We start from the raw sequence: 13,577 nt of genomic DNA, 5'->3' as shown, positions 1-13,577 counted from the left end.
ATATAATGAAAAATAGTAAAGTGAACCTAAATCAGTACAGTAGTTGTCAAGCTCTTGGTAAAAGCGATAACCATTTAACTTGGTTACCTACTAACCTAGCATTACATCATAGTGTTGTAGAACCTTGGAACACTATGGTAAACCATGCTAAAAAATCGGGACTAGAACTCACTATTGCTAGCAGTTACCGCAGCTTTGAACGACAATTATCAATATGGAATAGAAAGTTTACCGGTGAATTAGCCGTTCGAAATAAACATAATGACCTGATAGAAATACAGCATTTAAACGATACCGATAAAGTAATGGCAATATTAACTTTCTCAGCCTTACCTGGTGCAAGTAGGCATCATTGGGGTACAGATATAGACATTTACGCTTCAAACTTGTTACCGGATAAACACGCGTTACAATTAGAACCGTGGGAATATCAAGCTCAAGGGTATTTTTATAAACTATCTCTGTGGTTGGCTAAAAATGCGGACCAGTTTGGTTTCTTTTTTCCTTACGCGCACGATCAAGGTGGTGTTGCTATCGAACCTTGGCATATTTCATATAAACCCATTGCACAGCATTATCAAGATCAATTAACATTACCCCTACTCAGCCAAACACTAAAATTGAGTAATATTGAAGGTAAAGCAGCTATTTTAGCCAATTTGCCGATTATTTTTGAACAATACATCACAAATATTAACGAGGAACATTATGGATAACTGGTTAGCTTGGGTTGTTATTGTTATTTCAGCTGTTATTTTTATTGGTAATTTGAGTACTTTCCAAAAGAGCACTAAATTTCCTATGCGTAAAAAAGGGTTAAATGATTTAAAAGAAACATTACCGCGCAGCCATAAAACCGACCATAAGCTACCGACACACCCCAATAAAAACATACATAAAAAGTGATAATATAGTTTATTTAATGGCATTAGATTAAATACGAGATGCTATATATCATTAACCCGAGCTAAGGTTAGTTATGAAAATAAATGCCTTGTATTTGACTGTTTTCACTGCGTATAAAATAGATCACTTAATTAAACAAGTATTAATACCAATTAAAATGTTTACTCTTCTAAAATTGGCCAACCATTCGATTTTATCTCATTTACAAGGTTTGTTGGCCGATAGCTTTTGTCTGCATCATAGCGTGCTTTAACAGAGCTATGTAATTTGAGTTTGTATTCTTTATCGGTTAATTGTAATTTACGATAAGCTTTGCGTTTAACACGATAAAACGACTTTCTAGATTCTGTAATGGTTGCTGTAACTTTTGGTTTTAGCTCATTAACTAAATGTGATTCAACAAATAATGTATGTACTTGGGCTTCTTTGATCATCCATTGCAGTGGAATGTCTGATAATAACCCTCTATCTTCGTCGTCAGGAGCATAACTACCACCAACATTACTATGAGCTCCACAAAACCATACTTGCTTAATATCTACACTGTTGCGTGGTTGCCAAATAGTTGGTGTAAAGTCTTTACGGTGTTCATCAATGGCTAATGCATGTCGAGCAATTTGGATGTTTGATCCCATTTTAGTATCGTAAAACTCATCTTCATCTTCAAACAGTCCCAAAAATGAAATGGGGATCCCCATTGCGCCAACGGTATCCCAAACACCAACAAACTTAACAGACTTGCTAGCATGACAATTATCAGCGATAAACATTTCAGACAATGCACTTCTGGGTTCGTAGTCTTTATCACCATTTTTATAGTGTTCAAAGGCTTGCTCAATTAAATGTGCCTTATCTCGTTTTAAAATACCGCAATTATTAATTAATCCACATAACGAGCGGACTGTATAAGCTCCACGACTGAATCCAAAAAAATAAAGTTCATCTCCGTCATTATAATTTTGTACTATATAACGATAGTTATCTTTTATATTTTTTTGTATGCCTGCGCCGGTAGCTCCACCGACAACAGAATTATAATAAGAGCCTACACCCCAATCATAAAATACCTGTTGAGAAACACCATCGTCACCGATTGGTTTTATCGCACGAGCCAGTTTTAAAACATTGGTAGGAAAATCTTTTTCGAGGTCTTTTTCGGGACGATTCCATGTGCCATCTGCACAAATTACAATTCGCTTAACCATGCGTCAACTCCTTCTGTTGAATTATGGTTAATAATATAGCTTAGTTTACACAATAGCTGCAATATAGAGCATCAGATTACCGCGTTAGCCATAGCGTAGGTTCTTACGTTTTCTATGTGATTATTGTAATTTCGTTTAAGCAGCTAAAAAGGCAATTCATTTAAGCGGAAGAATTCAGCTCTCATTGCTTCTTTTTCTCCCCTCATAGCTATTGATTTTCTTGATGGACACGTTAACGATTCATTATCCATCAAGTGACCAATATGCCCTTGATTAAACTTGCTTTTATTAGTGTTAAAGATGGCTATCATTGCGCTAAAAACATTAACACGCCAGTTATCTTTATAACGATTAGCGATACTCCAAAGAGTTTCTTTAGGCTCACGTTCCAGCAAACAGGTTTGTTCAGTGCTAGATGGCTGAATAGACACTGGTACTGCATGTTGTTGATTATTATTGGTTATAATTACAGAAGGTGTGTTGGTCGTTGATTTTAACTCGTTAGATACATCTACTTGCTGTACTTTCGCCCAAGCTTGGCCATTAAATTCATATACTAGAATATAGCTTTCACCTATTGCTGGTCGTAAACTTGCGAGTCTAACCATAAATGTATTCAGGCGATGCGCTGCCATTTCTGTTTCAGTGCTTTGTGATAATAATGTAAACTTTAAAGGTAAGTTTTGACCACTGCCTACGATATTTAGCTTTAAAAAAAGTGGGGCACGCTCAGGTGATTCAATATCATGCAAGCTAACATAGTCGATTTGCGCGTATGCAGTATTTAATAAGGCACTTATTTGAACAAGAAACAATAGTGATAAAATTCGTGCCAACATAGTTTACCTTTAATGTTAGTAGTTAAGCTTTATTAGCATGATATTTCAAGGTTATATAATCAAGCACTTATTGCAATAATTTTTGGAAAAGTTGATCTTTTAGCAACAAATTTGTTAATTTGATGTGTGCTTACCTATTGATAATATTACCAAGGAAGGAAAAAATGAAAAAGAGAATCGCAATATTAAGTTCAATATTAGGGTTGCAGTTTTCTGCTATGGCTCAAACTAATAACTATGCTGACGTTAAGCTTACTCACCTAAATCCTGAAAAGTCTGCTGCGACATGGATTAGAGCTAAACAAGTCACCCCTAGATACCCTATGGATCTAGCGATAAAAGGTATAGCTGGCTGCGGAGTCTTTAAGCTGACAATTAATGAAGACGGTAAATCACAAGGTATAGAGCTAGTTTCTTCTATTCCTAAGAATAGTATTTTCAAACCTGCTAAAAAGGTCATTAAAAAGTGGCGTTGGAAAAACATTTCAGGTCAGCCAAACCAAGCTGAAGAAAAGACAATACGCTTAGATTTTTGTTTAGGCGGAAATTCTGAAGAAGAAGCAATAGCTAGGTGTGCTGAACAAGCAAACCTTAAATGTAAATAATACTTAAAAAACTTTCCAACTGAGCGTGAGAACAATAGGTAATTTCTACGCTTTCGCTAACTAAAAATAAATCAGGTTTAAACGTTTCTAATAGGTAGTGCCTATTCAGTTTTTTACTGTGTTCTTTTTTTTTACCGGGCGTACACCCGTTTAGCTTTATAGGAGTATTAAACGAACTGCTGTAAAAACTTACTACAAAGATCAACACGCCCTAGGTTTAAGCCCTAAAACAACTAAAAGAAAGCTTGCTCTTTCTTGGTTAATTACCTCAAAAGAGCAAGCTTCAATGGTTTAGCTTTTTAAATAGGTATAACCCGCTAAGCACTCTTCATAGAAATCTGTTAATTGAACTCCTTCTCGTGGTTTTATTTTGCCACGTTGAACTTGCTTATCAATTTCTTTCTTAATAACTTGCGCCATAATAACTGGCGTATACTGCATTGTTGAAAGCACATTTTCTACGGATGATCCTTTTACCGTTTCTTCGATATAAAAGTCTTTCGGGTCATCATCGTAACTAAAGACATGTACTTCATTTAAACGGCCAAATAAGTTGTGCATATCGCCCATCACATCTTGGTATGCCCCTGTTAAAAAGATCCCTAAAAAGTAATCTTCATTGGCATTAAGTTGATGTAAAGGAATATTACTTACCACTGTGTCTTCACCAATAAACTTATCTATTTTTCCGTCGCTGTCACAGGTAATATCAACCAAACTACATAGTTTCGTCGGCGCTTCATTTAAGCGAGAGATAGGTACTATAGGTAGTACTTGATCAATCGCCCAAGAGTCTGCCGCAGACTGAAAAACAGAAAAGTTAGCTAAGTACTGCGACGATAACATGGTTGAAATTTCACGTAACTCCTCTGGAATAAATTCCTCTGTTGATACCTGTTTTTCAATACTGTTTAAAATACGCCAGTACATAGTTTCAACTTTTGCTAATTCATCTAACGTAAATATACCAAACTTAAACGCTTGAAAAGCTTGCTCTTTTAATTGGCAAATATCATTATAAACTTCTTGATAGTTGCCCTGCGCCATATCAGCTTCAATCTCACGCATGTTAGTAACAATAATGTGCTCACTAGTCGCTTTCTTTGTTGAATACTGCGTGCCACTTGGGTGTATTTCACCAATAACTTGAGTGATCACGCAAGAGTGATGCGCTGTCATAGCTCGGCCACTCTCGCTAACAATATGTGGGTGTGGTACCGATTCAAGATCGCAATTTTGTTTAAAGCCATACACAATATCTGAAACATATTCTTCTAAGCCGTAGTTACATGACGAGTCATTCGTTGACTGCGAGCCATCGTAATCAATAGCTAAGCCACCACCTACATCTACATACTCTAAAGGCACACCTAATTGCACTAATTTTGAGTATATTAATGATGACTCTTGAACCGCTTCTTTCACTGCACGAATATCAGTAAGTTGGCTACCAATGTGAAAGTGCAATAATTTAATGCTCTCTTTCATCCCTTCTTTTTCTAGTAACGTTACGGCGTTTAATATTTCAGCAATACTTAAACCAAACTTTGCACGTTCGCCACTTGAGCTTTCCCATTTCCCTCTGCCCTTCACCATCATTTTTACACGAAGGCCAATAACAGGAGTTATGTTTAACTCTTTTGCTAGTGGAATGAGTTTTACTAACTCACTGAACTTTTCAATAACGATAATAATATTACGCTTTATTTTTAAACCAAGCAGAGCTAAACGTAAATACTCTTCATCTTTATAGCCGTTTAATATTGTCAAAGAGTTTTCGTTAGTATTGTATGCTAAAGCTGCGATTAATTCTGGTTTTGAACCTGCTTCTAAGCCATAGTTAAAGCGACTGCCTGCATCAACGATTTCTTCAATGACTTCTCGCATTTGGTTCACTTTTACCGGAAATACACCAAGGTATTTACCTTCGTAATCGGCTTCTTCAATTTTCGCTCTAAAGGTTTTATTAAGCTGTTCAACTTGTGATCTTAAAATATCATGAAAACGAATTACCGCCGGAAACTCAATACCGCTTTCAACCATTTCATCGATGACTTCGCGTAGGTTAATTTTAAGATCAGGATGATCATAACGAGGGCTAACAAGAATATTGCCGCACTCGCCAATATCAAAATAACCATTACCCCATCGTTTAACGCGATATGTTTTTTCTGCGTCTTCTATAGTCCAAGCTGAGCTAAGCTCATCAGAAACATTGATTTTTTCTTCGTTACTTGGATTGTTCAATTTGCTCAAGGCTTTATCTCAACTATGCTAAACAAAATATAAGTTCACGAACAACTTTTGCGGCAAAAACGTCGCTATTACCGCTGCTGTCAATTTCAGGTGCTAGTTCAACCACATCACACCCAACAAAATTCTTTTCTTTTAAAAGCTTACATAAGCTAATAAATGAATGAAAGTCTTCCCCACCCGGCTCAGGTGTACCAGTGCCAGGGAAAAAGCTTGGATCAAAATAATCAAGATCTAACGTTAAGTATATTGGTCGATCTTTAGCAATATTATTTACAGCATCTAAAAATTCCTTTCTCGATGTTTTTATGGTTTGATTTGCTTTCATCCATTGGTACTCTTCTTTTGTACCTGAACGAATCCCATACTGTATTAATTGATGCTGCTCGCCAAAATGATCGAGTACTCTTCGAATAATAGAGGCATGTGAATAATGAAATCCTTGATAACCATCTCTTAAATCTGCATGTGCATCTAAATGTATTAATACTAGATCAGGGTACTGCTCAAGATATGCTTTAATTGGCGCATAAGAAATAGAATGCTCACCACCCAAAGTTATTATCTTTACTTTATTTTTAAGTAAATCAATATCAGAAAACAGCTCAGTGAAATCATCACTCGCATATTGCCATTGCTGCTCAAGAATACTGTGTTTTTCTGCTTCATCACTTTCACTTTTCGCATTAAGCGCTGGGCGAATCTTTAAGTTGCCCAGATCATAATAGGTATAGTCACTTAAATCTGCATTAAAGTATGGCGAATAGGTTTCAATACCATCTGCCACCGCTCTTAACGCATTAGGCCCAGCTTTAGTACCCTTTCGAAAACAAGCTGTACCGTCATATTCAAAACCAATAATATGTATACAATTAGCATGTATGCCTTCAGCACTTTTTGATAATTGAAATGGAATATCTACACTATCTAAGTCAATAGTTAGTTGTTTTATTATCGTCACGTTAGTTTACCTTTATATACGCGAAAATGTACGCGAAAAAAACTTGGCGCATTATCCAAAAATATTAGAGAAAGTATATAAAAATTTTTAGTTATTTGTATTTATTTTACAACTTTATTTTTAACCTCATCTCTCTTAAAAATTATAATGATAAATTTGTTTGTTAACTATTGAAAAACATACTAAAATTCATTTTGTAATCAACACTTAAATTAATCAATAAAAATTGTTATAAACAACACAAAAAGAGGGTTAACTATTGTTTTTTGAAGGCGCCGAAAAAAAAGCTGAAATACAAACAGATCTTAAACAAATATCTTTGCTAAATGATCTACCCGATAGTTTCTGGAAAACACTGGTTTCATGCTGTAAAGCACAAGTACTTTCCACAATTAGTAATCCTCAATGCAAAGCTTTTTTATTGTCTGAATCCAGTTTATTTGTTTGGGACGACAGACTACTGATATTAACATGTGGTGAAACACAACTTGTTAACTCTATCGAATACTTTATCCAACAAGTTGGAACAAAAAAAATAAAGCAGCTCACTTATCAACGTAAAAATGAATATTTTGCCCACGCACAACCTAGTTGTTTTGGCGATGATATGAAGCAACTTTCACCATATATTAAAGGTTGTGCTTACCGTTTTGGCGAGCTAGATGGTCACCATAATTATCTGTTTCATTATGAGAATGATTTTACTGCACTACCCGACGACAAAACTTATGAGTTTCTTGCTTATCAAATTAGTGAAACAGCGTCTGAGCTATTAACGTCTTCAAACATATCAGCAGAAAAAATTCGAGAGTTTTTATCTATTGACTCATTATTGCCTGATTACGTTATTGATGACTTTGTGTTTAAGCCGTATGGCTATTCTTTAAATGCAATTAAGGAAGATAGATACCTAACCATTCATGTAACACCACAAGCAGGTAGTAGTTATATTAGCTTCGAATCAAATATCGACCTTATTGTTGTTGCACCTCTTTTTATTGATATATTAAAACCATTGTCTTTTGATATTTTAAGTTTTAATGAACATGAATTCTCACAAAAAACATTACCGTTTAAAGAAGCAAACTATGTCAGTAAATCGTTAGTAGAAAAAACGTTACCTAATGGCTATCACGTTAATTTTGCAAACTTTATTCTACCCCAATTACAATTTACACAACCTACTCAATTAAGCGTTGAAGGAGAAAACCATGCACTCTAATTTATGGATCGAAGAGACATTTGAAGATTATCTAGGCTTACGCTTTAAAGTTGAAAGAATATTATTTTCTGGTAAAAGTGAATTCCAAACGGTTGATATTGTAGAAACTAAAGGTCATGGGAAAATGCTACTTAATGACGGTTTAGTAATGGTAACAGAGCGTGATGAATTTGCTTATCATGACATGATCACTCATCTACCTTTATTCACACATCCATGTCCCAAGAATGTGTTGGTCATTGGTGGAGGGGACGGTGGAACAGCACGTGAAGTGATCAGGCATACAGGCATAGAAAAGTGCACTATGGTTGAAATTGACGCTATGGTAGTTGATGCTTGTAAACAATATATTCCTCAAACCTCCTGTGCACTTAATAATAAAAAAGTTAATTTAGTTATTGGTGATGGCGTTAAGTTTGTTAAAGAAACGAGTGAAAAGTTCGATGTTATTATTGTTGATAGCACTGACCCCATAGGTCCCGCACAACCCTTATTTGGCGAAGAGTTTTATCAAGACGTATACAACTGTTTATCTGACGACGGTATTGTGGTTTCACAAGGAGAGTCTTCTTGGTATGCAATTGATATTCAAAGATCATTATTAACTGTACTTAATCGTGTTTTTCCAAAATGTTTTTTATATAACTTTAGCAATTTAACTTACCCTGGTGGCCTTTGGTGCTTTACATTCGCGTCTAAAAAACATCACCCGATTAATGATTTCAATGAACAAAGAGTAAAAGATAGTGGACTAACCTTTAGCTATTATAATACCAGACTACATACTGCAGCATTTGCGTTACCTAGCTTTGTGATAAGTGAATTAAGCGATTTAATAGATAACAGTGAATTATAACGTTATTATTGTTGAGAGAGTTCAGAGCAATATGAATATAGTGAATATGAAAAAGCGCATTGTTATCACAGGTGGTCCAGGGGGTGGAAAAACAACAGCTCTTGACCTTATACGTCGTGAGTTTTCAGGAAAAATTGCATCTGTTCCCGAATCTGCAACTATGATATTTAGTGGTGGGATTGAGCGTTCAACAAATAATAGCGTATTAAAGGCGCAACAAACTGCAATTTTTAATTTGCAAAAAAACCTTGAAGATATTCAGCGCGCAGCATACCCTGAGTGTCTAATTTTGTGTGATCGAGGTACGCTTGATGGTCTTGCTTATTGGCCAGATAGCGAAGATAATTTCTTTACACAAATGAATACCACATTAGAAGAAGAGTTTTCTCGCTACGATGCGGTTATTTTTTTTGAAACGGCAGCTCGTTCAGGGGAGAATATTCGAAGCAACAACCCAATAAGAAACGAGTCTGAGCAACAAGCGGTCGAATTAGATACAAAACTAAAAAAAATATGGTCAAAACACCCAAATTTTAACTTAGTTGGTAGCTCAGAGTCATTTATTCGTAAAGTAATGTTTGGTATTATGACGATAGAAAATGTGATTGGGCAATACAGATAACAAAAAAAACCTAATTATTTTGTATCTTAGCTTATAACGTATACAAACAAGACTTTACTTTTTTATTATATTTTTACATTTATTTGAAATATTCTTTGTTATTACGTAACTTTTCGTACATAGTAATGAAAACTATAAGGGAAACATCATGAGTAGAAAAAGAAAGGCAATAGAAAATAATGATGCCGATGTAGATATGACACCTATGTTGGATATCGTATTTATCTTACTAATATTCTTTATTGTAACAACATCGTTTGTTAAAGAAGAAGGGTTGCTAATAAACAAACCAAAACCAAATAAAAACCCAAGTGCTGCTACCCCCATGGTACTTGTTAAAATAACTGAAAGCGGTATCGTTAGTTTAAACAATAAAATTGTTGATATAGAACGATTACCGGCACGAATTGAAAGTTTTCTTGCTGAAAATGCTACCACAAGTGCCGTAGTTATTGCCGACTATAAAACAAATCACAAAGATGTTGTTAGTGTAATTGATAAAATTAATGAGTTTCCTCAATTAACAGTGTCAATAGGTAAATAATAGCTACCTACTTAAGTAATTATTATTAACTAGTTTATTATAGCAATAAGTAACTCCAAAAATAAAAAGCCCGTTATCTAGATAACGGGCTTTTTATTTGATTAATTCTAAGCAGTTATAATATTGTTTTTTTTATCGATAGCATTACTCAAAAACACAGCGCTTACGTACAAACTCAATAAAGCAGGTAGATTTATACCAATCTCACTAACTATGTGAACATTTCTACTGGCTAAAACAGTCAACTACTGCGTATAAAATAGATCACTTAATTAATGAAACTGGTATTACTTATTAAGTTTGCCCTACCTGCCTTTTCGAGCGATATTAGTTTTTGGGACGAATAAAAGGCATATGTCTATTAACGTCTTTATACAGTAAGTATCTGAACGGCCCAGGGCCACCTGCATAACACGACTGAGGACAAAATGCGCGTAGCCACATAAAATCACCAGCCTCTACTTCAACCCATTCACCATTTAAATGATAAACAGCTTTACCTTCTAGTACATAAAGTCCGTGTTCCATTACATGCGTTTCATCAAAAGGTATTACACCACCTGGTTCAAAGGTTACAATATTGACATGCATATCATGTCGCATATCTGATTGCTCAGTAAACCTTGTTGTTTTCCACACACCTTCGGTATTTGGCATTTCAATTGCTTCTACATCGTGATCACTGGTAACAAAAGCTTCTGGTGCATTTATCCCTTCAACAAACTGGTAAGCTTTCCTGATCCAATGAAACTTCACATGGTTGTCGCTATTATTTTTTATTGTCCATTTACAGCCAGGAGGTAAGAATGCATAGCCACCGGCTTTCATATGATGGTTTTCATCTTCAATACATACATCCATTTCGCCTTCTACAATAAAGAGTACGGCTTCTGCACTTTGATCAAGCTCTGGCTTATTTGACCCCCCACCTGCTCCAACTTCAACGATGTATTGAGAAAATGTTTCCGAAAAACCACTTAATGGGCGTGCAATAACCCACATCCGCATATTCTCCCAAAAAGGTAAATAACTGATCACAATATCGGTTAATACTCGTTTAGGTATGATTGCATAAGCTTCTGTAAAAATAGCTCGATCAGACAATAATTGTGTTTGTGGTGGTAAGCCACCTGTAGGTGCATAATATGTGTGCTTTGATTTCATAATTTCTATTCCTTAAAGCTTTGCCGCTATGAGTTTGTTTCGGTATTCATGTAACAAAGGTTCTGTGTACCCGTTAGGTTGTTCTTTACCATTGAGAACTAACGCTAATGCCGTCTGAAAAGATAAGCTTTTTTCAAAATCAGCAGACATAGCTTTATAGTTAGGATCATGCGCGTTTTGTTTATCGACAACGCGCGCCATTTGTTCTAGAGCAGTGTTAACCTGAGATTTGCTTAAAATATTATGCGTTAACCAATTACAAATGTGCTGGCTTGATATGCGTAAAGTTGCCCTATCTTCCATTAAACCAACATTATTAATATCCGGAACTTTAGACGCTCCGATACCTAAATCGATCCACCGGACAACATATCCCAGTAAGCCCTGCGCATTATTATGAAGCTCCTTCTCTATTGCTGATTGACTAAGTTTACTAGTGTTATTTAATAAAGGCACTGTTAATAGGTCATCGATATCAGCGCGTGGCCTTTTAGCAATGCTTTCCTGTATCTTACTAACGTTAACTTGATGATAGTGTATAGCATGGAGTGTAGCTGCTGTTGGAGATGGCACCCATGAGGTATTAGCACCAGCTAAAGGATGAGCAATTTTTTCTTTCATCATTCCAGCCATTTCATCAGGTGTAGCCCACATTCCTTTACCTATTTGAGCCTTACCTGAGAAACCACAAGCTAGCCCAATATCAACATTCCAATTTTCATATGCTTTAATCCAAGGCTGCTCCTTCATATCCCCTTTAGGAACCATTGGACCAAGCAGCATACTTGTATGAATTTCATCTCCTGTTCTGTCTAAAAATCCTGTATTTATAAAAACAACACGACTTTTTACGGCCCTTATACACTCTTTTAGGTTTACAGTTGTACGACGCTCTTCATCCATAATTCCAATTTTAATGGTGTCTCTAGCAAGTCCTAATGTATCTTCAACTGCACCAAACAGTTTGTTCGTGAACGACACTTCTTCTGGTCCGTGCATTTTGGGTTTAACAATATACACATTCCCATTAGCAGAGTTACGGTTAATTTTAGATTTTTTTAAATCATGCAAGGCTATTAATGTGCTGATCATCGCATCCATAATCCCTTCTTGAATTTCTGATCCATGTTTGTCTATTATTGCCGGACTTGTCATTAGATGGCCTACATTTCGACAAAACAATAAGCTGCGTCCTGGTAAATAAAACTTTTTACCAGAAAGATCATAATACTCTCTGTTTTTATTGAGTACTCGCTTAGTTACTTTACCTGATTTATCTATAGATTCACTTAAGTCACCTTTCATTAAACCTAGCCAATTACGATATACATGAATTTTTTCTTCAGCATTTACGGCAACAACTGAATCTTCAAAGTCTTGTATTGTTGTAAGCGCAGACTCTAACGTGATGTCTTTTATACCTGCAGTGTCTATATTACCTATGGCTGAGCTTGGATCTATCTCTATGGCTACTCGTAAGCTATTATGGGTAAATAATATCGAACTAGGCTTACTTTTATCACCCTGTATTCCAAGTAGCTGTTTAGGTCTTTTTAATTCAGTAGTAGTTCCATCAATTAAACAGACCAAAAGTTTCTGGTCACTAATGCAATAACGAGTTGCTTGCGAGTGTGAACTTTGAAGTAAAGGAAAGTTTTCGTCTAAAAACTTTCGACCATAAGCAATGACTTTAGCTGCCCTTATAGGATTAAGCTCTGTATTTTTTTGTGAACCATCTTCATCACCAATTACATTTGTTCCATAAAGCGCATCGTATAAACTTCCCCAACGTGCATTTGCTGCATTTAATGCAAATCGAGCATTTGACGTAGGTACTACTAATTGAGGACCAGCCTGTATTGAGATTTCTTTGTCGACATTAGATGTACTAATGTTAAAGTCTTCACCTTCAGGCGCTAAATAACCAATTTCTTCGAGAAACTTTTTATACTGCGTTGAATCAAAGTTATTTTGATACTTTATATTCCATTCATCTATCTGCTGTTGAAGAAATATACGCTTAGCTAGTAATTTTCTGTTCTCAGCGCCAAATTCATGCACTATTGTTGAAAAGCATTGCCAAAAGTGGTCTTCTGGAATATCTAAACCTTGTAAAACTTCATCTGTAATAAATGTAACTAGATTACTGTCAACCTTTAGTGATTCTTTTTGTAGGTATTTGGTCATGCTCTACTAACTCGATAAGATTTATATTTTATGCGTATAAATGTAAACAAACCACCACCAACTGTCAATAAAGACCAGTAATTGCATACAAGATTGTTGACAATCCAAACAGTAATTGCATAGACTATATTTGCCTAATACTTTTCATAAGCTGGGCCCTACATTAATCTTAAGTAAAAGAATCTGGTGTAAAAGATGAAATGTGCATATCGA

At 35.5% G+C, this 13,577-nt stretch carries 13 protein-coding genes; 7 read left to right on the top strand and 6 right to left on the bottom strand.

The window, feature by feature from the left end:
- Positions 1–5: 5 nt before the first annotated feature.
- On the top strand, positions 6–716 hold the full coding sequence (locus QUD79_RS07175; protein WP_184423969.1) for a M15 family metallopeptidase: 711 nt from the start codon (positions 6–8) through the stop codon (positions 714–716).
- Positions 709–906, top strand: coding sequence for a hypothetical protein (locus tag QUD79_RS07170; RefSeq protein ID WP_184423968.1), 198 nt, complete (start codon positions 709–711; stop codon positions 904–906). The genes QUD79_RS07175 and QUD79_RS07170 overlap by 8 nt, the downstream gene beginning before the upstream one ends.
- A 161-nt stretch (positions 907–1,067) precedes the next feature.
- Here QUD79_RS07170 and QUD79_RS07165 read toward each other — a convergent pair whose 3' ends face one another.
- Both QUD79_RS07165 and QUD79_RS07160 read right to left on the bottom strand, forming a co-directional pair.
- On the bottom strand, positions 1,068–2,111 hold the full coding sequence (locus tag QUD79_RS07165) for a T6SS phospholipase effector Tle1-like catalytic domain-containing protein (protein WP_184423967.1): 1,044 nt from the start codon (positions 2,109–2,111) through the stop codon (positions 1,068–1,070).
- Between the two features lie 143 nt (positions 2,112–2,254).
- Positions 2,255–2,950 (bottom strand): LysM peptidoglycan-binding domain-containing protein, encoded by a 696-nt coding sequence (locus QUD79_RS07160; RefSeq protein ID WP_184423966.1) that lies wholly within the window; start codon positions 2,948–2,950, stop codon positions 2,255–2,257.
- 164 nt (positions 2,951–3,114) lie between these two features.
- Here QUD79_RS07160 and QUD79_RS07155 point away from each other — a divergent pair, with 164 nt between their 5' ends.
- Positions 3,115–3,555 carry an energy transducer TonB gene (locus QUD79_RS07155; protein WP_184423965.1) on the top strand — a complete coding sequence of 147 codons (441 nt, stop codon included), beginning with the start codon at positions 3,115–3,117 and terminating at the stop codon, positions 3,553–3,555.
- A 291-nt stretch (positions 3,556–3,846) separates the two neighbouring features.
- Here the strand turns inward: QUD79_RS07155 and speA are convergent, their stop codons facing one another.
- Both speA and speB read right to left on the bottom strand, forming a co-directional pair.
- Positions 3,847–5,802 (bottom strand): biosynthetic arginine decarboxylase, encoded by a 1,956-nt coding sequence (gene speA, locus QUD79_RS07150; RefSeq protein WP_221435167.1) that lies wholly within the window; start codon positions 5,800–5,802, stop codon positions 3,847–3,849.
- A gap of 22 nt (positions 5,803–5,824) precedes the next feature.
- Positions 5,825–6,769, bottom strand: coding sequence for an agmatinase (gene speB, locus QUD79_RS07145; RefSeq protein ID WP_286290490.1), 945 nt, complete (start codon positions 6,767–6,769; stop codon positions 5,825–5,827).
- 259 nt (positions 6,770–7,028) lie between these two features.
- Here speB and QUD79_RS07140 point away from each other — a divergent pair, with 259 nt between their 5' ends.
- The 4 genes from QUD79_RS07140 to QUD79_RS07125 all read left to right on the top strand — a co-directional run bounded on the left by QUD79_RS07140 (position 7,029) and on the right by QUD79_RS07125 (position 10,013).
- Positions 7,029–7,991: an adenosylmethionine decarboxylase gene (locus QUD79_RS07140; RefSeq protein ID WP_184423964.1), complete on the top strand. Its 963-nt coding sequence runs from the start codon at positions 7,029–7,031 to the stop codon at positions 7,989–7,991.
- Positions 7,981–8,847, top strand: coding sequence for a polyamine aminopropyltransferase (gene speE, locus QUD79_RS07135; RefSeq protein WP_184423963.1), 867 nt, complete (start codon positions 7,981–7,983; stop codon positions 8,845–8,847). The genes QUD79_RS07140 and speE overlap by 11 nt, the downstream gene beginning before the upstream one ends.
- A 31-nt stretch (positions 8,848–8,878) precedes the next feature.
- A complete protein-coding gene (locus tag QUD79_RS07130) occupies positions 8,879–9,469 on the top strand; it encodes an AAA family ATPase (protein WP_184423962.1) in 591 nt (196 codons plus the stop codon).
- A gap of 148 nt (positions 9,470–9,617) precedes the next feature.
- Entirely contained in the window at positions 9,618–10,013 is a 396-nt protein-coding gene (locus tag QUD79_RS07125; protein ID WP_184423961.1) for an ExbD/TolR family protein, read from the top strand.
- A gap of 327 nt (positions 10,014–10,340) precedes the next feature.
- Here the strand turns inward: QUD79_RS07125 and QUD79_RS07120 are convergent, their stop codons facing one another.
- Entirely contained in the window at positions 10,341–11,177 is an 837-nt protein-coding gene (locus QUD79_RS07120; protein ID WP_184423960.1) for a bifunctional allantoicase/(S)-ureidoglycine aminohydrolase, read from the bottom strand.
- 12 nt (positions 11,178–11,189) lie between these two features.
- Positions 11,190–13,364: a malate synthase G gene (locus QUD79_RS07115; RefSeq protein ID WP_184423959.1), complete on the bottom strand. Its 2,175-nt coding sequence runs from the start codon at positions 13,362–13,364 to the stop codon at positions 11,190–11,192.
- Positions 13,365–13,577: the final 213 nt, after the last annotated feature.

Origin of the sequence: Thalassotalea piscium (assembly GCF_030295935.1) — a bacterium.
Lineage (GTDB): Bacteria > Pseudomonadota > Gammaproteobacteria > Enterobacterales > Alteromonadaceae > Thalassotalea_B > Thalassotalea_B piscium.
This window is presented reverse-complemented; position numbering and strand designations above follow the sequence as displayed.